17 protein-coding genes and 1 pseudogene are annotated in these 23,482 nt (G+C 40.0%); 7 read left to right on the top strand and 11 right to left on the bottom strand.

Features of this window, described 5'->3' with window-relative positions:
- Positions 1-38 precede the first annotated feature (38 nt).
- From FTU12_RS16635 to pilG, 5 genes and pseudogenes are all read right to left on the bottom strand, one after another.
- Positions 39-594: pseudogene (locus tag FTU12_RS16635) on the bottom strand (Hpt domain-containing protein); the annotation flags it as partial.
- 162 nt (positions 595-756) lie between these two features.
- Positions 757-2,832, bottom strand: coding sequence for a methyl-accepting chemotaxis protein (locus tag FTU12_RS03925; RefSeq protein WP_180004985.1), 2,076 nt, complete (start codon positions 2,830-2,832; stop codon positions 757-759).
- A 44-nt stretch (positions 2,833-2,876) separates the two neighbouring features.
- Positions 2,877-3,413 (bottom strand): chemotaxis protein CheW, encoded by a 537-nt coding sequence (locus FTU12_RS03930; protein WP_180007529.1) that lies wholly within the window; start codon positions 3,411-3,413, stop codon positions 2,877-2,879.
- Positions 3,414-3,419: 6 nt separating this feature from the next.
- Positions 3,420-3,788, bottom strand: coding sequence for a response regulator (locus tag FTU12_RS03935; protein ID WP_078191059.1), 369 nt, complete (start codon positions 3,786-3,788; stop codon positions 3,420-3,422).
- A 29-nt stretch (positions 3,789-3,817) separates the two neighbouring features.
- On the bottom strand, positions 3,818-4,201 hold the full coding sequence (gene pilG / locus FTU12_RS03940; RefSeq protein WP_078191060.1) for a twitching motility response regulator PilG: 384 nt from the start codon (positions 4,199-4,201) through the stop codon (positions 3,818-3,820).
- 343 nt (positions 4,202-4,544) lie between these two features.
- On the opposite strand from pilG, the gene FTU12_RS03945 reads away from it, so the two are divergent.
- The 4 genes from FTU12_RS03945 to FTU12_RS03960 all read left to right on the top strand — a co-directional run bounded on the left by FTU12_RS03945 (position 4,545) and on the right by FTU12_RS03960 (position 11,228).
- Entirely contained in the window at positions 4,545-5,138 is a 594-nt protein-coding gene (locus FTU12_RS03945; protein WP_373684136.1) for a hypothetical protein, read from the top strand.
- A gap of 46 nt (positions 5,139-5,184) precedes the next feature.
- Positions 5,185-6,288: an efflux RND transporter periplasmic adaptor subunit gene (locus FTU12_RS03950; protein WP_180113790.1), complete on the top strand. Its 1,104-nt coding sequence runs from the start codon at positions 5,185-5,187 to the stop codon at positions 6,286-6,288.
- A 23-nt stretch (positions 6,289-6,311) separates the two neighbouring features.
- Entirely contained in the window at positions 6,312-9,416 is a 3,105-nt protein-coding gene (locus FTU12_RS03955; protein WP_180113791.1) for an efflux RND transporter permease subunit, read from the top strand.
- A 96-nt stretch (positions 9,417-9,512) separates the two neighbouring features.
- Positions 9,513-11,228, top strand: a complete 1,716-nt coding sequence (locus FTU12_RS03960) for a proline--tRNA ligase (protein ID WP_180007525.1) — start codon at positions 9,513-9,515, stop codon at positions 11,226-11,228.
- A 64-nt stretch (positions 11,229-11,292) separates the two neighbouring features.
- Here the strand turns inward: FTU12_RS03960 and FTU12_RS03965 are convergent, their stop codons facing one another.
- The 6 genes from FTU12_RS03965 to FTU12_RS03990 form a co-directional block, all read right to left on the bottom strand.
- Positions 11,293-12,600, bottom strand: a complete 1,308-nt coding sequence (locus tag FTU12_RS03965; protein WP_180009837.1) for a hypothetical protein — start codon at positions 12,598-12,600, stop codon at positions 11,293-11,295.
- 50 nt (positions 12,601-12,650) lie between these two features.
- Positions 12,651-14,831 (bottom strand): DUF6160 family protein, encoded by a 2,181-nt coding sequence (locus FTU12_RS03970; protein WP_180113792.1) that lies wholly within the window; start codon positions 14,829-14,831, stop codon positions 12,651-12,653.
- Between the two features lie 30 nt (positions 14,832-14,861).
- Positions 14,862-15,551, bottom strand: a complete 690-nt coding sequence (locus FTU12_RS03975) for a hypothetical protein (RefSeq protein WP_168379306.1) — start codon at positions 15,549-15,551, stop codon at positions 14,862-14,864.
- Positions 15,552-15,561: 10 nt separating this feature from the next.
- Positions 15,562-17,622, bottom strand: a complete 2,061-nt coding sequence (locus tag FTU12_RS03980; protein ID WP_180113793.1) for a hypothetical protein — start codon at positions 17,620-17,622, stop codon at positions 15,562-15,564.
- A gap of 244 nt (positions 17,623-17,866) precedes the next feature.
- Complete coding sequence (gene dcd, locus FTU12_RS03985; protein WP_005008040.1) at positions 17,867-18,436, bottom strand: dCTP deaminase; 570 nt, start codon at positions 18,434-18,436, stop codon at positions 17,867-17,869.
- Between the two features lie 112 nt (positions 18,437-18,548).
- Complete coding sequence (locus FTU12_RS03990) at positions 18,549-19,142, bottom strand: LysE family translocator (RefSeq protein WP_078192265.1); 594 nt, start codon at positions 19,140-19,142, stop codon at positions 18,549-18,551.
- Between the two features lie 439 nt (positions 19,143-19,581).
- On the opposite strand from FTU12_RS03990, the gene FTU12_RS03995 reads away from it, so the two are divergent.
- Genes FTU12_RS03995 through FTU12_RS04005 form a run of 3 tightly spaced genes read left to right on the top strand, consistent with a single transcriptional unit; the run spans position 19,582 to position 23,070 of the window.
- Positions 19,582-20,589: a TAXI family TRAP transporter solute-binding subunit gene (locus tag FTU12_RS03995; RefSeq protein ID WP_180113794.1), complete on the top strand. Its 1,008-nt coding sequence runs from the start codon at positions 19,582-19,584 to the stop codon at positions 20,587-20,589.
- On the top strand, positions 20,567-21,061 hold the full coding sequence (locus tag FTU12_RS04000; RefSeq protein WP_257227280.1) for a DUF1850 domain-containing protein: 495 nt from the start codon (positions 20,567-20,569) through the stop codon (positions 21,059-21,061). Before FTU12_RS03995 ends, FTU12_RS04000 begins: the two co-directional genes overlap by 23 nt.
- A complete protein-coding gene (locus FTU12_RS04005; protein ID WP_067764590.1) occupies positions 21,058-23,070 on the top strand; it encodes a TRAP transporter permease in 2,013 nt (670 codons plus the stop codon). Before FTU12_RS04000 ends, FTU12_RS04005 begins: the two co-directional genes overlap by 4 nt.
- The last annotated feature ends 412 nt before the right edge of the window (positions 23,071-23,482 follow it).

The raw sequence follows: 23,482 nt of genomic DNA on the forward strand, positions 1-23,482 counted from the left end.
TTCTGATTCAACGACCACATCAATCGTGCTTTCAAGCACTTCTACAGGTGACGTAGCTTCAACATCAGTCAGTTCTAAACCAGTGACATCATCTTCAGATTTTAATTGATCTGCCAGTTTTAATAATTCTTCGAGTGCAGGCTCAAGGCTGATATTTTGTTGTAATTGTTGCCCCATTAAAACCAATGGACGTAAGTCAACATCCAATTCGGCAACATTTTTAAACCGTGGATAGAGCTTATATTGATAAACATTTAAAACTGTTTGTGCAAACTTTTGAACGGTCGGCGTTAACTGTACCGAACCCGCAATAACACGGTTCAGCGTATCTTCAACTGCCCATGCAGTTTCACCCGCCGATTTTGCCCCGACCATACGACCCGAACCTTTCAGGGTATGGAAATGACGACGAATCGTCGTTAAAGTGTCTTTATCTTGTGGATTTTCCAACCAAGTTGTAAATAAACCCGCAAGTTCTTCAAAGATTTCTTCTATTTCTTCAACAAAAATCTCTAAAATTTCTGCATCTTGATCAAGATAACTATCTTCAGGAAGCGTAGTTGTTTCAACTAAATTTTTTAATATTTCTTTCATAGCTAAGGCTTCTTATGTTTTGCCACCAAGAAGGTTGCTCAAACTTAATTGTAACCATCACCTAAGACTTAACTGTGACGTTAAGTTCACCTTATCGATGTGTTATCTGTAATCGGTGCAGTACCCTAGCCGTAGCTAAGGTACTGCAGGTTTGCGCCTGACTTACTCTGGGAGTTTAAAGTCAGATACAGATTCACGTAATGATTCAGCCATGTTCGCCAATTCAGATACCGAACGTGCAGTATCAAATGTTGCACTGGTGGTTTGCGAGGTAATTTCTTGTACAACGTTCATCGTTGTCGCAATATGACCTGCAGAAGCAGACTGAAGTTTTGCAGCATCCGAAATGTTTGCAATCAGTTTCGCCAAGTTACCCGATACAGACTGAATTTCATCCAGTGCTACGCCGGCATCTTTAGACAAGTTCGCACCACGTACAACTTCCGAAGTCGTTTGTTCCATCGAAATTACGGCTTCGTTAGTATCCGTTTGAATGGTTTTTACCAAGCCTTCAATCTGTTTGGTTGCAGACGCTGAACGTTCCGCAAGACGCTGTACCTCATCCGCTACCACGGCGAAACCACGACCTGCCTCACCCGCCATCGACGCCTGAATTGCTGCGTTTAATGCCAAGATGTTCGTTTGGTCGGCAATATCGTTAATCAGTGCGACAATGTTACCAATCTCTTGAGAAGACTCACCCAAACGTTTAATACGTTTTGAAGTTTCTTGAATCTGCTCACGAATCGTGTCCATACCTTCAATTGAACGGTTTACAACATCTGCACCGTTTGCAGCAATTTGTACTGAACGTTCTGCTACGACAGCTGATTCTTCAGCGTTCGAAGATACTTGGTCAATCGACATTGCCATTTCGTTAATCGCGGCAGATGCACCAGCAATCTCTTGCGCCTGATGCTCAGATGCTTCTGCAAGCTGGTTGGTAATACCCTGCGTATTCGCCGTATATTGTGCAACTTCTTGAGAAGTTTCTGTAATACGCGATACAAGGTCACGTAATTGGTCGATTGCGAAGTTAATCGAGTCGGCAATCGCACCGGTAAAGTCTTCAGATACCGTCGCATACGAACGCAAGTCACCGTCTGCAAGATCGGCAATTTCATCGAGTAAACGTAAAATCGCGTTCTGGTTACGGTCATATTCTTCTTGAAGACGGGTTACACGGAATTTATCCGATTGACCACGTAAAGAAAGAAGTTTGAATACACAGATCAAGAAGGCAGTTAATGCAAGAATCAACAGTACCGCAGGTAAAATGGTTTTCAGACCAGTGTTAGAAGACAATTGATTTAAATTACCCAACAAATTGTCTGACTCAGCAAAAATTTGTGAAGATGCTTTACGTACGTTCACAATTTGCGTTGAGTTTTTCAAAATCGTCGCTGAAGCTGATTTTAATACGTCGTCATATTCGGCTTTAATACCTTCAAGTGATTCACGTAATTCAGGGCTTTCAATACGCTGTACACCGAGCTCTGCACTACCGTCCAATTGAGCATTTAAGTACAAACCGAAGGTTTCCGTATCTGCACTGAAGTCATCCGCAGACTCACGTGAGCTATCAGAACCTGAAAGCACCGAACTGATCGAACGTAAAATACGTTCCGCAATGAATACTTGGTTTTTCGCAATAACCACCTGGTTCGAAGGCATGTCTTGACGTGCCATTTGGTCGACCATCAAGTTATATTCCGCCTGAATCCCCGGAATGGTTTCACCAATCGCGATGTTCGTGTCATATAGCTTGTTAATGATTTTTTGTTGCGAAGTAATCAAGTCAATACTTTTTGAAACTTCAGCCCACTGCGTATCTACAGATTTCAGCGCATCGGTATTTGCATGAATATCTTTTACAGTTTCTAAGTTTTCTTTGAACGAATCTTGAGAAGCAATTAATTTTTTCATTGCATCTTCAGTACCCGAAGCTGTTGCTTCAGTTGCTTGACGCGAAATTGTTTGCGAAAGAAGACGGAGTTCACCCAAACTTTGCGTCAATTGGTTACCGCGAGGAACGCTATAGAATAGGTATAATAAAATGATCGTTGCCAGTACTAATGAACCAATCGCACCATAAATAAATGGTTTGGATTTTTCACTATCACCAAAAACTCGAGATAATTGATCTGTCTGTGATTGCAGTTTTGCCAGAAAAGCATTACCGCCTTTACGACCACTGGTGCTTTCACCCGTATTTTTCTTTTTAAGTTTAAAGCCCATTCAGCTTCTCCCCGATTACGCCTTCTTTCGTTCGTGCGCGACAATTAATTTATAAATTTTATAGATGCGTTCATGTATTTTGGATTTTGCAGTAAACGACTGAAGAGAAATACATTCCACTGCTGGTTATGCTGGTGGAAATACCCCTGACAATATTCCTGTAAATTTCGATCCAACTCATTATGTTTAGAAAAATAACTTTTCTTATTAAAGTGTTGAATACCCAAAACTTGATCGACTACCAAACCGACATAATGGTCATTATGACTAATACATAAAACTTTTTGAGTGGGTGAAAAACTACTTCGATGACCGGTTATATATTGTGCTAGGTCAGACAAAGAAAGTAAGCGTCCCCGAATATTGGCTAGTCCTATCACCCAAGGTTGGGTGTTGGGAACTGGCGTATATTTTGGTGGGTAGATCACTTCAGCTACTTCACCTAAAGGAGCAACGTAATATTGCCCCATCATCTCAAAAGCAATGCCTGACCATCGGTTTACTTCATTTTCAGTGGAAACGTAGTTCTTGTTTCCTCGTTTTGCGATTCGAAGTAATTCGATAAATCCATTTGCTGCCATAGAGCTTTATCCTGCATTGAGGTGTTGCTTAATCACATCAATTAATTGTTTTTCGTCTACAGGTTTAGTTAGATAATCAGAAGCACCTTGGCGTTTACCCCAAACACGGTCAGTTGCCTGATCTTTGGTACTTACAATGACAATCGGGATATGTTTGGTGGTCGCACCACGTGCAATTTGACGTGTTGCTTGGAATCCATTCACACCCGGCATTACCACATCCATCAAGACCAAATCAGGTAACTCAGCTTGAGCCATTGTCACCCCATCTGCCCCATTTGAAGCTTCAATCACTTCAAAACCGTGTTTACCTAAAATTTCTTTAAAACGGAATGTTTCTGTTGGTGAATCATCAACGATTAGGATACGTGCCATGCTTTTTCCCCAAAAAATAAAAAATCTAATTAAGCTGTAACGTGATTACGGATTGCATTCAGCAATTCATCTTTACTGAATGGCTTAGTCAAGTATTCATCAGAACCTACAACACGACCCTTCGCCTGATCAAATAAACCATCTTTACTTGAAAGCATAATCACAGGAATATTTTGATAATTTTGAGAGTTTTTAATCAGGGCACAAGTTTGATAGCCATCTAGACGTGGCATCATAATATCGACAAATACGATATCTGGATTCGCATCTGCAATTTTTGAAAGTGCTTCAAAACCATCTACAGCAGTGACTACTTCACATCCTTCACGCTGAAGCAGCGTTTCGGCCGTACGACGAATGGTTTTTGAATCATCAATTACCATGACTTTTAGATTTTGGAATTTATCGTCCATTTATTGACCCTACCCATTGAGGATGTACAAACAATTAAGTTAGCAGCATTATTATTTACAAGTTGTGAACATTTTTAACATATCTTTACTTGCGTTTTCAATGAACATTTTCTGCGCAAACACACAAGATTTCTTGTTTTTATTAACTGCTTCACACTTTCCGATGACCAACGATTTTTTTTTAACTTGGAATAGTATTTAATTGTCTTAATTAAGCATATTATAGCAAGATTATTACTTTAAAATAAGTAATTTAGTCAACTTTAAACTGGGGAGTACAAGGTTGAGTCCGCTTACAAAAAAAATTCACTTGATTGGCCTTAAACATTTCTCAAAAAAAGTCATCCTGACGACTTGTTTACTAGCTTATACCCCGCTTTTATTTGCTGCACCAACCAATACACAGCAACCACAAAAGGCGACTTGGTATCGCTACTATGACAGTAAAGGCGTAGCAAATATCAGTACCAATGTGACACCAAATCACATCCGCTATGGTTATGAAGCACTTGATCAAAATATGCAAGTGATTAAACGTAACCGCCCCTACAATGCTGAAGCTGATGTTAGACAAGCTCCTCAGCGTGCTGCTCAAGCACGTCAGCAAGCATCAGATATCAAACTTAAAAAAGCCTATACCAATAGCCGAACTGCGGCCATTAAAAAGCGTGATGCACTGACGGGTATACGTAAACAGATCGTGTTTGAACAAGAACAATTAAAACAATTACAAAATGATCGTGTATTATTTGTTCGCCAAGAACGTGAACATTTTCGAAAAGGTGAAACCGTTCCGGCAAAATTAAAAACAATGTTGGATAATAATCAAAAAAATATGGTAGCGAAAAAAGAATACATTCAATCGTTACAAACTCGCTATCGAAATACAGAAGCTGAATACGACAGAATTATTACGCGTTTAAAAGCGATGGAATAAACTTGTTATTCAATTGCTTTTGTAGACCGCTGATATAAGGACCATTATGCAATCTGCACAGCAATCATCCCCTTTTTTAAAGCTTAGCCTGCTTTGCATAAGCCTGACTTTGGCTGCATGTCAAAAAGAAGATCCGCAGCAAAGTGTAAAACCAGAAAATAAGATTGAATTGATTCAACAAGATCTGGTGACGATCGAACAAGGCAACGCCATTTCAAAAACAGCCTTTACAGGCACCATTCGGGCAGTCAATCAGAGCAGTATTCAAGCCCAAGTCACTGCGACTGCAACCAATGTGAATGCAGAGGTCGGACAACGTGTCAGCAAAGGCCAAGTGTTGGTGCATTTAAATAATCAAGACAACGCAGCACGTCTTGCTCAATCACAAGCGAACCTCGCATCCACACAAGCTCAAGCCAATCAAGCCAAACTGATGATGGAGCGCAAACAGCGTTTGCTAAATCAAGGCTTTATTTCCAAAGTAGAGTTTGAACAAAGTCGTGTCGATTACCAAGCTCAACTGGAAAATGTTCGAGCCCAACAAGCCAATGTCGATATTGCACGTAAAGCCAATCAAGACGGCACCATTTATAGCCCTATCCAAGGCGTGATTACCAAACGTGATGTTGAACCGGGACAAACGGTTGCTGCGGGACAAACCCTTTTTGAAATCGTCAATCCAGACCAATTGGAAATTCAAGCCAAATTACCAAGTGATCAGCAAGCTGCACTGAAAATTGGACAAAAAATTGAATATAACATCCAAGGCAATAGCAATTTACTCACTGCACAAATCAGTCGGATTTCACCGATTGCTGATCAAGCAAGTCGCCAAATTGAATTTTTTGCAGCCCCAAATGAAACCATTACATCATTAAGTATTGGTGCTTTTGTCGAAGGTCACATTTTAGGTACAGATAATATTTCAGGCCAAAAAATTCCACTCGATTCCATTCAAAGTCTAAAAGACCAACCTTATGTCTGGGTCATACGTCAAAATAAAATTGCCAAAGTGCCTGTACAAATTTTGAATCAGAGTTATAGCAATAACACCGCGATTGTTCAGGGCTTACAAAATAGTGATCTGATCAGCCGAATTAAATTTAATAATTCAGATATCAAACAAGATGTAAGTATCAGCCAAAATTAAAAGAATAAGGCAGGACAGTTGTTATGTGGTTAACCCGAATTAGTGTGAAATATCCTGTTTTCACCATCATGATGATGTTCTGTCTGATGGTGCTAGGACTCGCTTCTTGGCAGCGTATGGGCGTTGAAGAGTTTCCTGATGTCGACTTCCCTTTTGTTGTGGTCTACACCAACTATCCGGGTGCTTCTCCTGAGTCTGTCGAATCTGAGATCACCAAGAAACTTGAAGATCAGATCAATACCATTTCAGGCCTTAAGCAAGTCATTTCACAGTCCAGTGAAGGTTTATCCACGGTCATTGTCGAATTTAATCTAGACGTCTCATCCTCTGTAGCTGCACAGGATATTCGAGATAAAATTGCACCGGTAACCGCACAATTTCGTGATGAAATTGATGACCCCATCGTAGAACGTTATGACCCTACTGCCAGTGCAATTATGTCGATTGTTTTTGAATCAAAGGACATGTCTTTACGTGATTTGAGTTCCTATCTGAATCAACGGATTGTGCCACAACTCAGAACAGTTCCTGGTGTCGGTACGGTCAATTTATTGGGTGATGCACAGCGTCAAATTCGTATTCAAGTAAATCCGCAAAAATTACAAAGTTTCGGGATTGGGATAGACCAAGTTATAAACACCCTAAAATCTGAAAATATTGAAGTTCCGGGGGGAACTTTAAAACAAAAGAACTCAGAATTGGTGGTCGAAATTAAATCTCGGGTTATTCACCCAAACTCATTCGGTGATTTAGTGGTTGCCAATAAAAATGGCGCCCCGATTTATCTCAAACAAATTGCCGAAATAGAAGATAGTCAAGCCGAAATGGAGTCGAGTGCCTATCTGAATGGCAAAACAGCCGTTGCTGTCGACATTCTGCGAAGTTCGGACTCTAATGTGATTGAGGTGGTTGATAATACCCGTAAAACCTTAAGTAAAATTCAACAGCAATTGCCGCAAGGCACGACCGCAGAAATTGTGGTTGATTCATCTAAAGGTATTCGAGGCAGCATTAAAGATGTAGCACGAACGATTATTGAAGGTGCGGTACTTGCAGTATTCATTGTTTTGTTATTTCTCGGCTCATTTCGTTCGACAGCCATTACAGGTTTAACCCTACCGATTTCGCTACTGGGCACCCTCACCTTTGTTTGGATTTTTGGTTTTACCATCAACATGATGACCCTACTGGCTCTCTCACTGAGTATCGGTCTACTCATTGATGATGCCATTGTGGTACGCGAAAATATTGTCCGCCATGCCGATATGGGCAAAGACCATGTCACCGCAGCACTCGACGGTACAAAAGAAATTGGTTTAGCTGTATTGGCCACAACCTTGACCATTGTTGCCGTATTTTTACCTGTGGCATTTATGGGCGGTATTATTGGGCGTTTCTTCTATCAATTTGGTGTAACCGTCAGTACCGCTGTACTAATTTCGATGTTTGTGAGTTTCACCCTTGACCCGATGTTGTCTGCTCACTGGGCAGAGCGCCATGATCCAAATAAAAAGCCCGGCAAAATAAAACGCTTTTTTAACTGGATTTCGGGCAAACTCGACAACCTAAGCCATCATTATGAAAAATTACTCAAGCTTGCTTTAAGATTTAGGCTCATTACCCTTTTAATCGCCGTCGCGTCTTTATTTGGCGCATTAGCTTTATCCAAAATGATCGGAACTGAATTTGTACCCGTACCAGACAAAGGTGAAATTCGGATCAAATTTGAAACACCCGTTGATGCAACCCTTGAATATTCGCAGGCGAAGCTTAAGCAAGTCGATCGTATCATTCGCCAGCATCCAGAAGTCAAAGCCACTTATGGTGCCATTAATAGTGCCACTGATCGCGGTAAAAACCATGCCAGCATTCGTGTCACCGTTTCACCACGTACAGAGCGTAGTCAAACCTTAACGGATCTCAACAATGAATTCCGTACCCGTTTAAAACATGTGGCAGGAATTACTATTACCTCGATTGCCTCAGCTGATGAAACAGTTTCGGGAGGTCAAAAGCCGGTCATGATCTCGATTAAAGGCCCAGACTTAGATGAGTTACAACGCATTTCTGACCGTTTCTTGGTTGAAGTTTCCAAAGTCGAAGGCATTGTCGACTTAGAAAGCTCACTCAAAGAACCTAAACCGACCTTAGGTGTACATATCAATCGTGTTTTAGCCAGTGATTTAGGTTTATCCGTCAATCAAATCGCCAATGTATTACGCCCTCTACTTGCGGGGGATAATGTAACAACGTGGAAGGATGATAAAGGCGAAACCTATGATGTAAATTTACGACTCACTGAAGATCAGCGTCGACTACCAACAGACATTCAAAGCATGTACATCACATCGCAAAAAACCGATGCCACAGGCTTACCTATCTTGGTTCCATTGGCAAGTGTGGCTAGCTTTGAAGAAACATTGGGTGCTTCACAAATTAACCGTCGTGATCTGGCACGTGAAGTGATGGTTGAAGCCAACACAGCAGGACGTCCTGCGGGTGATATTGGTGCCGAAATCAATGAGATAGAGAAAAACTTCGACTTGCCACCAGGTTATAGTTTTGTCACGCAAGGTGCCAATAAAGATATGGCTGAGTCTGCGGGTTATGCAATGACAGCGATTACCCTCTCTATTGTATTTATTTATATTGTTTTGGGTTCACAATTTAATAGCTTCATTCACCCTGCAGCCATTATGGCTTCATTACCCTTATCATTGATTGGGGTTTTCTTAGCCCTATTCTTATTTAATTCAACCATGAACCTCTTTTCCATTATTGGGATTATTATGCTCATGGGCTTGGTGACAAAGAACGCAATTCTACTCATCGACTTTATTAAAAAAGCCATGGATCATGGTGTAGATCGTTATGACGCAATTATTGAAGCAGGTAAAACCCGTTTACGCCCCATTTTAATGACCACCAGTGCAATGGTGATGGGTATGGTTCCGCTTGCACTTGGTCTAGGTGAAGGCGGTGAACAAAGCGCGCCAATGGCACATGCCGTGATTGGCGGAGTGATTACTTCTACCTTACTGACACTCGTGGTTGTTCCAGTGATTTTTACCTATTTGGATGATTTCCGAAACTTCCTTGCACGTCAGGCCAAAAAAATCATGTCATAATGACAAAATCTAAAATGAGGTGACTTTGGAAAATGTTCACCTCATTTTTTATTGTATACTCTCCACTTTAACGCTTAATTTTTTAGGACAGTTTCCATGCGCGCGAGTCGCTTTTTATTTGCAACGTTAAGAGAAACCCCAAACGATGCTGAAGTTATTTCACATCAGCTTATGCTTCGTGCCGGGATGATTCGTAAATTGGCTTCAGGTTTATACACTTGGCTGCCGATGGGCGTTCGCGTATTAAATAAAGTTGAAGCGATTATCCGCGAAGAGATGGATCGCGCTGGTTCACTTCAAGTCCTGATGCCTGTCACTCAACCTGCATCTTTATGGGAAGAATCAGGTCGTTTCGTACAATATGGTCCAGAACTTTTACGTTTTAAAGACCGTCATAACAATGACTTTGTACTTGGCCCTACACATGAAGAAGTGATTACAGATCTTGCTCGCAATGAGTTGAAAAGCTATAAGCAATTGCCTGCAAACTTCTACCAAGTACAAACCAAATTCCGTGACGAAATCCGCCCTCGTTTCGGTGTGATGCGTTCACGTGAATTCATCATGAAAGATGCCTATTCTTTCCATGTTGACCAAGCCTCTTTACAAGAAACCTATAACAACATGTATGCAGCTTACTGCAAGATTTTCACGCGTTTAGGTTTAAATTTCCGTCCAGTTCAAGCGGATACAGGTTCAATTGGTGGTTCGGGTTCTCATGAATTCCACGTACTTGCTTCTAGCGGTGAAGATGACATCGCATTCTCTACAGAGTCAGATTATGCTGCTAACGTAGAAATGGCTGAAGCCGTACTAGTTGGTGAACGTGCTGCTCCGACTAAAGCACTTGAAATTATTGATACACCAAATCAAAAAACCATAGCTGATGTTTCTGAATTCCTTAAATCAAAACCTGCTCAATCTGTAAAAGCATTGTTGGTTCAAGGTGTTGCTGAAGAAGGTAAAGCTGCGCCAGTGGTTGCCTTATTCCTACGTGGCGACCATGAACTGAATGAAATTAAAGCTGAAAAACACCCATTAATTGCTGCTCCATTGGCCTTTGCAACTGAAGCACAATTGGCTGACTTAGGTTTAACGGCTGGTTTCTGTGGCCCTCAAGGCTTAACCGAAAAAGGCATTACAGTTATTGTTGACCGTGCAGCGTCTGTACTTTCAGACTTTGTTGCTGGTGCAAACCAAGTCGATAAACATGCTGTAGGTGTAAACTGGGAACGTGATGCACAATACACCGAAGTTTATGACCTTCGTAATGTTGTTGAAGGTGACCCTTCTCCAGACGGTCAAGGTACAATCTTGATTAAACGTGGTATCGAAGTTGGTCATATCTTCCAGTTGGGTCAAAAATACTCTGAAGCACTTGGCTGTAAAGTCTTAGGTGAAGACGGCAAACCTCTCGTTGTGACTATGGGTTGCTATGGTATTGGTGTAACCCGTGTTGTTGCTTCTGCAATTGAACAAAACTTCGATGACAAAGGGATTATTTGGCCGTCTGCAATTGCTCCTTTCGAAGTTGCTATTGTGCCAATGAATGCGCATAAATCACCGCGCACGTTAGAAGCAGCTGAAGCACTGTATGCAGAATTAACTGCTGCTGGTTATGATGTTCTTCTAGATGATCGTAATGAACGTCCAGGTGTTAAATTCTCTGATATCGAGTTAACAGGTATTCCACACCGTATCGTTATTGGTGAGAAAGGTTTGGATGCTGGTACATTTGAGTACAAAGGTCGCCGTGATGAAGAATCAAGCAACCTCAGTAAAGAAGACCTTTTAGCGAAAATTGCAAAATAATTTGCGCTAAATATAAAAAAATCCCGCTAAGTGCGGGATTTTTTTATATTAAATACTTTAAGCCTTAACAGAATTTCAGCCCGCCGAAGCAGTTAGAACGAAACTCCTGTCCAGAAAGTTTTAAATTGTTTAATGGGAAATCAATTAATGACGGGTTTTTAATTTCTTTAACATCTAAAGCCGAACCTGCAACACAACCAAAGATTAAATCTCCACAATTACGAACATTGGTACTTAGGTCATGGTTAATTCCAGCGATCGTTTGTTTCAACACTTCATCCGTAATCGCCACTTTATCTGAAGGTGTAATACTCCCCAAATCGACCTCATCTTCCATCGCCAACCACCAACCTCTTTCTGCTGCAACTGCAGCACCAGGCCAGAGTATTTTTTGAGCTTGTAAGGATAACGAAGCAGGGTTATTTAGATAAAGTGCATGGATCAAACCTAAACTTTGATTTACCGTAATATCGGTTTGTAGTCCAGTAAGATAGCCTGTTACGTCTTTATTCAAATTAATATTTAACCCAAGTAGAGAGATCTGAGCTTCTAATGGACCACTAAAATCTAGACGATCAACTGTACCTGTGCCTTTTAATACCGCAATATTATCCTTAATTCTATTCCCGCTCACGACAGTGGCTGGAATTGTAAAAGGTGCTGTGGTTGATTTTAAATTAAAAGAATAATTATCTGATTTGTAGTGAAGCGGTAGATCAACTTCAGCACCAAATAATGTCCCCTTAACTGCCCCTTCAATGTATTGCTGCGTAGAAGCATAGTCCATCACACGCTCGGCAGTTGTTGCAACACCCGCAGACGCTTTGGTTTTCATATACCCACTAAAGGTGTTGATACCATTGGGTGTATTACTATTTTCTGTACCTAATGTCATTAACCCAGAAATTTTTTCAGCGCTCAGACGAAAGCCCATCACTTCACGAGTTGCAGCTGATTTGGGATCTTTAATTGCAATTTCGATAAAAGGATTGGTCAACAAAGCAGAAGTTGCCGCACGTTCATCAGACGTATAATTGCTATTTACAGGCAATCCACTCAATGAAATATGATCGATATCAATATCACAAGCACCTGAGCCATTTGCACCACCACACCCCAATTGCAGCTTTTTAATATTGGCATTGAGCTCCATTTCAGCTTCTAAACCAAGCTTATAAAAGCCGACATTGGATTGGTCTACGGCTTGTCCACTCTCATCCACAGAATTATACCCCTGCGTATATTCCATGGAGAGTAATGCTTGACCATCAACTTTTGATAAGCTTTCATCATCTAAAGCCATCATTGCATGAGATAAGCTACTCATCGCAAATGTCGAGAAGATCAAACCTCTGATTAACTTCTTTTTCATAACAAATTCCCTGTTCGTTATTTTATTTATTTGTTATTGATTTAATATTATTAGCGTGGAGTAATCCCCATGGTGCTTCGCATTGTTCCACCGGTTAGGGCTATATCCGCCATCTTTTGCATATTGCCATTTGTTAACATCGATACTTCTGCACGAAACGCTTTAGACATATTATTGGTTGGATTGAATTTCACCTGATTATCAAACTCTACCGAATCTTGTTTCATTTTAATTCGAGCATCAAAACCTAGATCGCCCTGCATTTTATTAATATTGATACTTGAAGCTGAAACGACACCGCTGGCATTTACATCTTCATTCATCAAACTTAAATAGCTTCCCATAACTTTTTGATCTTTCTTTTCAGCATCTGTTAATGCTTTAAATTCAAAGCTGCCACGAAAAGATAAATAATTATTTTCTGCACTGTCATTTAGGCCCGGTACTATAAATAGCTCACCTTTACCATCAAGTTTAAACGCAATATTCGTCAACACATCATCACGTTTAGAGAAATTATCTAAAGGTACTGTAGTCCCACATTTGGCAGAAGCTGTAGTCGCACAGTTATAGGTTGAACCCGGAAGTTGACCAATCGCTAACTCGGCATTAGCTGCAATCAATAAATTATCTGCACGTACATAGATGCCATCATTTTCATAACCAATCACACCATCAGATTGAATAAGGGCATTGATGTTTCGTAAGCCTGCATAATAATTGACTTCTTGACCATTAATACCTTTTTTACCATCAATCAAAATAATGGAAGTTGTACTTGGTGTTCCTGTTTTTTTATCAACACCATAACCATCTGTGCTCATTACAAGGTTATAGCCAATACCTGATTTTTCAGCCGCATTTTTATAACTGTATTTTTTCTCTGATAATGCAACATTGGCATTCATATTATAAATCGGGATACCAATCCCCCAACTGTTGTCATTACTTGCAATTGCAGCAATTGAGTTATCAGAAATAAATCGTGCGGTACGCGCGATGGACTGAAAATCCATACCACGAATCGCCACAAGTGCAAAATTTCCACCCGCCGTTTGATTTGACAGATTCTGGGTTAAAACATTATTGGTTAAGCCTAATGTCGCTTTTAATTTATCATTTACCAGAAAATCAAGGCTTTTGGCTTGAATGGTATTGATATAAATATCGCCAAAATCAATATAGGCATTTTTATCAGCAACTAAAGACGTTAAATTAGAAAATTCAATGGCATAACTACCAATACCCGTATGGCCAATTTCTAAGGTTGTCGGTGCTTGACCTGCAACAAGACTCGGATCATCCTTTGAAGTAAAATCCGCGCGCACTCCTAAATGTAAACCACCTGAACCAACAGACTCATATCCTGAAGCTTTCGTTGCTAGACCAAAATCTTTGATTCCTTCTTGATTGGCGTTTAAGGCCACTCGTGCATTAGTGACAGCACCCGATGCTCCCATACGAATTAAATTGCGCTGTGCACCACCATCGGTACCGTATCGTAAATCGATATTAACGCCGGGGTTTGTGGCATCGCTACGTGAGCTATGCACATCTGATGTGTCCTTGACCCGCCCCAAATTGACCGTATGATCTTTGCTCCCTGTGGATTTTGTGGTGAGAACAATGCCTTCATCAGCTGCAACATACATATAACCTGAACCAGCAAAGTTAAAGTTAAAGTCCTTTAAGGTTACGCTATATCCATTCATACCATGACTAATACTGGCATTTTGCAATTGAAATTCCATATACGCCGTATCATTACGGTTAAATAGACCATTGCTGGTTTCAAGTAATACTTTTAAAGGTGAAGATGTTGCAATCGTAAGTGAACCTAAATTTTGCGTAGGCGTTTGGCACGTTGCACCTTGACACAGCAGCATAATATTTTGTGCAACAGCCGTAAATGGACTGACACTTGCAGCTATACGCATGCCTACACCAGCATCCGTCGTCCCCACATCAAAATCTAATTTTGATGTAATGGTGCTTTGCCCAACGCCATCTATTTGCACATTGTGCAAACCCATTTTCATCTTATTTTGGTCGGTTGGGTCAACCCAATTTAATTGATCGACTTTGACTCTAGAAACTTCATGGGTAATCGAAATACCATCTTGGCCAGTAACTGCACCCAAGCTTTCGTCGGTCATTGCTTCAAAAGCATAGGTGTGTTGAGCAAGTAAAATACTGGTTGCGAGTGCCGTCAAAGTTGTTATTTTTTTCATCACTATATCCTTATATTCAGTCACAGCTGATTAACAGCGACCTGCACCATTTCCAGTGCAGTTAAAACTGAAGATGTTTAACTTTCCACTCATGTGCATGTTGCCATGCACATTAACACCCATAAATCCTTGTTCTGAACCACGATCAAAATCAGGCACAGCTAAAGTTGAAGTTGTTCCATCAGCTTTCTTTTCGGTATAGGTCGTATAAGTACTGGTATTCTCGTAACCTTCCTTACCTGTCGTACCTGTTTCCACCGCCAACGTAGCAAAGCCTAAATTCCTAATTTTTAATGGCTTATCATCATAAAATGTCAACTGCATAGCCGTTTGTGGATTACCTTCACGATTGATAATCGTCACACCATCTAGTGAAAATTGATCGATCTGTAACGTTCCTTGAAACTGTTTAAACACCAACCATTTCTTATTACCATTTGCATCCACATGATTATTGGGCGCAAGTGCTAAGCGACAAAACTCATTGGATGAACATTGATATCCATAAAATGCTTGCGTTGTTTTACCATTCGCATCCATGATTGATATGTTGTTTTTCGACATATCATTGGCATATTGATGATTTAAGGAAAGTGTCCAACTGAGATCTGCACCGCCTTGACCGGTTGCAGCGGTAAGTTCCCTATTATCCATAGACACTAAACCTGCATGAGTTTGTGTCAGTGCAGCACAAACAACAGCGCATAAAATTTTATACATGTGATTTCTCCTACAGCCCTGTTGTTCTTATTTTTAAGTGCTGAATCAATACGCCATCTATGGCAACAGATCCTAAATTCGTGCTTTGTCCATTGACACCTTTAAACACCACACCTGTCGCCGTATCCGTACTTTTTGCATTCAACAGATTACCAGGCAAGCGCTCTACTGTACCGATCGCAATGCTACTGTGTGTTGCATTACGTCCTTGATATAGTGCTGTCGCATCTGAAGAGTTTGCTTTTAACTCCGTGCCACAACTATAGACGTTACAGGTTGATCCTTTAAAGTCTGAGGCATTTAAACCCGATGTACCTGTGGTATTACCAGCGATATCCGTATAGTAAGTATAAATTTTACTGTAAATAGAAGGTACATTTGGAATACGTGTCACTTCCAAAATAATATTTCGACCTTCTGAACCCACAATAAAGGGCTGATACATATTTCCTAAAACTAAATTGATATTTGGGCTATATAAATATAGACCTTCAGTTTCATGAAAGATTGGAGCTGCAGATCGATCCATCGCTGGTGTCGCTGCTGTTCCATCATCCAATTCAGGGCGTGCAGCTGTACTGATACGCATGCCGCGAGCATCCAAATCTCCATCATTGATACTCAGTGACTCAGCACGATCATTGGTATTAATACGAATTAAACTGGCTAAACCTAAGGTTTGGTTGTAATTTGTATTTGTAGATTTTAGGGTTTGAAAAATTCGAACTTGTGATCCATTAAAACTCAGGCCATTCGCAACAATTTGAGTACGTAAACGATAGTCTTTATCTAAGCCGCTAGTCGGCGCACCGGTAATCGGATCGACGACATTGCTTGAATTCAACGACCGTGAAAATACATCCATCCACAAACCAAGCTTGATGTTGTTAGATGCATCATCTGCCGCAATTTTCTTTAATGGTGCCTCAATCGCTAAGTAACCAACATTCCCCTTATTATCTTTCGCAAATTGTTCAACATCTTGATTACCCGCATGGAAAAGCCATGGGTTTTCTGCTGTACCCCAATTAAATCCTTGGTCTGTATAGCGCGTTGCTAATGAACTTTTTCCATTTTTATCTTTGCTATTGGACAGGGCTAAGCCATATATAAATACATCTGCTTTCGATCTGAGGCTCGATACGGTCGCAGTCGAGGCAATTTGTTTTGCTGTAATTTCAGCATTTTTCTTCACCGTTGCTAATGCTGAATCACTCGCCTTTTGAGCTTCAAGCTTGGCATAGTCCGTTGCCAACTGATTGAGGGTTTCTGCAGCTTTGGCATTTAACTGAGCATCTTTTGTTGGATCAATAAGATTTGAACGTGTAATTTTTCCTGAGACATAATTTTTATAAAACGTAGACCCAGTAGGTAAATTACCCGTACTATTGTTACCGTATAGTAACTCAATCATTTCATAGGTATTTTTTAAAGCAGCAGCTTGAGACTTTTCTTTTAACCACGGTGTAATTGATTCTTTCGTTGTACCATCATCTTCTAATTTCAAACCAGACGATGAACCATCATAATAATCTGCATAACGCTGATTGTAATATGCCTGCATCGTTGGCGATTCAAGATAAGACTGTACTAATCGGCCACGATATTCTGTTGAATATGTTGCGATGGTTTCATTGGTTATACGTGTAGCATTATTGGTCTCATAGGTGCTTTTTGAACTTGTAAAAGTTGAGTCATAAACACCGTTATAGCCCGTAACTCGGCCTTGCTGATAGGCATCAACATATGCAGCTTTATAGATTTTATCGTAAGCACGCTGGCCTAATTGTTCATAGTTTTCACCTGTAGGAATAATCCGAATAAAACCTGTATCGCTTTTCCCTGGATCAACCATACCTGACGCATAACTAGAAGCTGTAGAACGGTCATTTGGGCCTTGAAAGACCATTTTGAAATTTTCTAAAGTGAGTGCAACACCTTCACCCGTTGTGGCTGAAAGTGCTTCATCTGATAAATCTTGAAGCGCATAAACAGATGGTGCAGCGAACATGCTGACTGCGGCTGCTAAGCAACTCTGGCGGAATAACTTAGCCTGGGTGAATTGAGTCATCTCGACCTTCCTTTTATCAGATGCTCTGCATCTCTCTTATATTTATTCCTGAGAACTGGCTTTGATGTTATTGTCCATTTATTCCTTAAATGGAGACTTGTGATAGACCAGTCACTTAACTTTTTATTATGCTGAATAATTACTCAATTGCAAAAACTTCCCCACCGAATGGTCTATTTTCCGATGAATGACCCAACAAAAAAGCGGGCTAATTCGCCCGCTTTATTTAACTAAATCCGAAGGATTAAGCTTTCGGTAATGTCACACCAGTTTGACCTTGGTATTTACCGCCACGGTCTTTATAAGAGGTTTCACACACTTCGTCTGATTCGAAGAACAACATTTGTGCGACACCTTCACCCGCGTAAATACGTGCAGGTAAGTTGGTTGTATTCGAAAATTCTAAAGTCACGTGACCTTCCCACTCTGGTTCAAGAGGCGTCACATTGACAATAATACCGCAGCGCGCATAGGTTGATTTACCTAAACAAACGGTTAACACATTACGTGGAATACGGAAATATTCGACTGTCCGTGCTAGTGCAAACGAGTTCGGCGGAATGATACAAACGTCTGATTCGATATCAATAAAGCTTTTATCGTCAAAGTTTTTAGGGTCAACAATTGCTGAATGAACATTGGTAAAGACTTTAAATTCACGAGCACAACGCACGTCATAACCATAGCTAGACACGCCATACGAAATAAGCTTTTCGCCATTTTCATCATAACGGACTTGGTTTTCTGCATACGGTTCAATCATGCCGTGTTTTTCGCTCATTTCGCGAATCCAACGATCAGACTTAATAGCCATTTATCTCTATCCAAAAACTTAAATCAATTATTGCGTGGTACTTTAACTGAAATCCGACTTAATGAAAATAAGCTTTACCGAACTAAGCGGATTTAGTCATTTTCAAATCAATTTAGAGTTTTAAAATCGCAGAATAACTCAGTGGAATCGAAAAACTGACCAAGACTAGCGATGCTGTTCGTTGTAGATTGGCTTGATTGAGCCAACTAATTTTATTCGATGCCAAAACGGAACCAAGAAAGGTCCAAAAGAATGCAATAGGAACAATCAACAACAGAAAGATCAGCATGTGAGCTACATAATACTGCGCATTTTGCCAAGCCAACGCAGGGAAAATCGCAGATGCAAATAATAATGCTTTGGGGTTTAATAAAGTCGCAACAAAGAGTTCGCGTGCACGAATGCCCTTTTGATTAAAATTTTCAGCAACAGTTGCTGTACGCCATAATCGCATAGCCAAAAATAGAATATAGCCAGCACTAAACAGTTTTAAAATGGTCGGTAGTAAAGGCAGATGTACGGAAATTTTACCAATGAGAAAACCCCATAGGCTAATCGAAATAAGATAACCAAAGGCTTCCGCTGGAATGAGTCGGAATGATTTACGTAGCCCAACTTGAATACCCGAAGATGCGAGTAACGTATTGGTTGGTCCCGGCGTTAACAAAATACTGATAACTAGACCAATAAAAAACCATGAAATCATACTTTGACCTCAAACTTAATCCGCGAAGATTAATTCAGTTGTTTCGTATTAGCAAAATAAAAATAGATATCGCTTATAGAGAACTCCTTATTTAATTTTATGAATTCAGCAACTTAAATAGAAAAAATAGAACCTTAGCTGAACAGTCATTCAGAGCACTTTACAATTCAAAGAAATAGTTTGAACTTATATTTATTAATAGAAAATTCACATGATTCCATGTATACCCTACAGTTTTTACACGTAACAAAATATTATTAAAATAAACAATACCGCCCCATGCCATTCTTACGCATAGCCATTATTTATTGGAGATTAAAAATCAAAAAAAAATACTTTTCAAAAATAATTGATTAAGTTATGTTCAATTGAGTAGTGGAAATTAAAACTAAAATTCATCAAATCAATATTCAAAATTTATGTGTAAAAGGACGTTTCTATGAACCAATGGACAAAACTCACGTTACTCTCGGTTACTTTGGCGTGTATTACTGCTTGCTCAAATGATCAATCTACTTCAAAAAATACCACGGAAGGAAAAAGCGCAGAAACTGCTACATCTAACCAACTTCAAACCAAGTTCGTAACCATTGCAACTGGCGGAGCATCAGGACCTTACAATGTGATTGGGACAAGTCTTGCAGAAATTTATAACAAAACCTTTGGTGTAAATTCTAAGACTCAGACTACAGGTGCATCCGTCGAAAACTTAAACCTTCTGAAACAGAATAAAGTTGAAATGGCATTTGTTATGAGTGACAGCTTAACAGAAGCACTGAACGGAGCAGGAAGTTTCGCAAATGGTAAAGTTGAGAATGTCAGCCAAGTCGCAGCGCTTTATCCCAACTACGTACAAATCGTAACCTCTAAAAAATCAGGGATCAAAAATATCGAAGATTTGAAAGGTAAACGTATCGCTGTAGGTGCACAAAATTCAGGTGTAGAAGTAAATGCACGTACACTGTTGAATGGTTTTGGAATCACCTATAAAGATATTAAAGTTGATTATTTGGGCTATGCTGAAGCCGCTGATGCTTTAAAAGGTGGCAAGCTTGATGCAGCATTCCTGACCAGTGGCATTCCAAACTCATCACTCATGGAACTTCAACAAAGCTTTGATCTACAGTTAGTTTCAATCAATGCAGATAAAGTCAAAGAAATAGCTAAAGATCAAAGTTATTTCTTACCGATGATTATTCCAAAAGGCACTTATGGCAATACTGCGGACATTCAAACTGCCGCAATTAAAAATGCATTAGTTGTTCGCTCAGATATATCGGATGATGATGTCTACAAACTAACAAAAACTTTCTTTGACAGTTTGCCTCAATTGGCAACTTCACACCAAGCAGCAACAGAAATCACGCTTGAAGGTGCTCAACAAGGCCTTGTAGCGCCTCTACATCCAGGCGCGAAACGCTACTATGATGAAGTGGTTAAAAAATAATAAGCTTCAAAAAAATGCAGTTTATACTGCATTTTTTATATTGTTCTTCGTAATCTATGCTAGCTATCCAACACTGTATACGCAGGTTAGAGTTGAAACTGATATATGCAAAATTTCAACTGATCAATTTGATTTACAGTGGAAGCATTCAGTAGAAAAGACGGCTTGGTCTGAACAATATCAGCGTCAGAAGAATAAGTTTTTACTGCGCCACACCGATTTGATTTCATTTGGTGCAGGTACACCCTCAAATTATCCCATTGAGTTTCAAAAAAATGGTGTGATTAGAATGCGGGTCAATCAAAATATAGATGAAATCAACTGGGTGATTTCTAGAAATATGCAAGGCACGATCCTCGCTGACCAAAAAATTTGGTCTATTTTTCAAAGTTACCCAGACTATAGTTTGGTCAACATCTCGATTCAATATCAACCCAAATGGAAGTCTTGGTGGATTGGAGAATGCCTATGAATTCCAAAGAAGATAAAGTTGTATTAGAACAACTCGATGAGAAACAACAACAAGCCATATTAGAAAAATTTGATCGGGAATCTGTTACTCGAATCAATATGAGCAAATCTGTTACCTACTTTGTTGCATTTGTAGCGATCTTTTATTCATTATTTCATTTATTTATTACGTTTAATCCTTTACCTGAGTTAATACAGCGTGCAGCCCATGTCGCTATTGGCCTAGCACTCATTTTCTTACTCTATCCAGCTCGTCAAGCAAGCTCCCGGCAGCATATTTCACTTCTCGATTGGTTCTTGGCTTTGCTTTCCATCTTCAGTTTTTTATATTTATGGAAAGAATATCAATCTATTATGACCACTCGAGGTGGTATTCCAAATACCTTAGATATCGCGTTTGCAATTATGAGTGTGGTATTAGTCATAGAAGCAACTCGCCGGGTCATGGGGTGGATGCTGCCCATTTTAAGTTTAATTTTCCTGACCTATACATTTATCAGTCACTTTGATTGGTTGCCAGATCGATTAATTACTCGCCCTTATACCATCAGCGACATTTTCGGACATATGTATTTAAAAACCGAAGGCTTATATTCTTCGGCAATTGGTGCATCCGTCACTTTTATTTTCTTATTTATCCTTTTTGGTGCTTTTCTTGCAAAATCAGGTATGGGGAAATTGTTCAATGATCTTGCCATGGCATTGGCGGGTCATAAACAAGGTGGTCCTGCCAAAGTTGCTGTAATTTCAAGTGGATTTATGGGCAGTATTAATGGAACTGCTGTTGCCAATGTTGTTGGCACAGGCTCATTTACCATTCCATTGATGAAAAAAATTGGTTATCACAAGAATTTTGCTGGTGCCGTTGAAGCCAGTGCATCCGTCGGTGGACAAATTTTGCCGCCAGTCATGGGTGCGAGTGCCTTCATTATGGCCGAAACAACTGGCGTGAGTTATGGCACGATTGCACTAGCCGCATTATTACCTGCCTTATTGTATTACCTTGGCGTCATGGCTCAAGTTCATTTCCGTGCGGGTAAAGATGATCTGAAAGGCGTACCTAAAGCTGATTTACCTAAAGTAAAAGAAGTTCTAAAAGAGCGTGGACATTTACTTATTCCAATTTTGGCACTGGTCTTTTTCTTATTTCAAAATATTCCTGTGAGCTATGCTGCTGTCTACACCATCGTCCTGACCATCTTTGTAGCAGCTTTAAGAAAATCAACACGAATGGGTGTAAAAGATATTTTAGATGCGCTCGTTGATGGAGCCAAACAATCATTATCTGTGATGGCTGCTTGTGCTGTCGTTGGTATTATTATCGGCGTAGTAAGTCTGACAAGTTTTGGTTCAGTAATGACTTCTTCAATTATGAGTTTAGGTGCAGGTAGTCTCTTTCTCACTTTATTTTTAACCATGATTGCATCGATGATTTTAGGCATGGGGCTTCCATCTATTCCGGCCTATATCATTACTGCCACCATGGCAGCACCAGCACTCGCAAACTTTGATATCCCTGTATTAGTCGCGCATATGTTTGTGTTCTATTTTGGTTTATTTGCAAACATCACCCCACCAGTTGCCCTTGCCGCCTTTGCGGGCGCAGGAATTGCAGGCGGTGATCCAATGCGCACTGGGTTTCAGGCCTTAAAACTATCTCTTGCTGGTTTTATTGTTCCATTTTTATTCGTTTATAACCCTGCCATGCTGATGATTGATACCACCAATGTTGCAGTCAATGCTCGAGAATTTGCCTTTCCTGCATGGACAACTATAGTGAGTATTACTGTCACTTCAGTGATAGGAATTCTCGCTTTAGGCTCCGCAGTTGAAGGTTATTTCAAGACTTATCTCAACTGGTTCTGGCGTATTTTTTTAGGTGTGGGTGCGCTGTGTATGATTATTCCAGAAACCATTACAGATATTGTAGGCATTATCATGGTCATCATCGCAATTACGGTGAATATTATCACTGCTAAACGTAAAGCAAACCCGTCTCTTTCCTCCTAAAAAACCAATTAAAAAGCCCGGTAATTACCCGGGCTTTTTAATTTCTTAGACTAAGGCGTACCCTCATTTGATGGGTGGGTTTTAATGACTTCAAATAATATTTAAAATTATTTGTTCCTCTATATTTTTTCAATGCTAAGCCCCTTGTAACAGAGGACATTTGGCAAAAAATCTAAGACACAATGCGTTTGTACAGTTACTGCCGTTCAAAGAATTGATCCTAGCCAAAATAATAGAAATATCGTGAAAGCTATTTTGTAAAAACTAAGTACAAACGCGACATCCTTTGATATGCCTCAAGAATTTTATCCTTGGCAGACGGCTTATAATCGCAGGAAAAATAAGAAATTGTGCAAATCGTTTTTTAGATGTGTAATTCATAGACATCGTTGAATGTCTAAAGTTCAGTACT

The sequence above is a fragment of the Acinetobacter sp. YH12063 genome (assembly GCF_013419715.1).
GTDB lineage: Bacteria > Pseudomonadota > Gammaproteobacteria > Pseudomonadales > Moraxellaceae > Acinetobacter > Acinetobacter amyesii.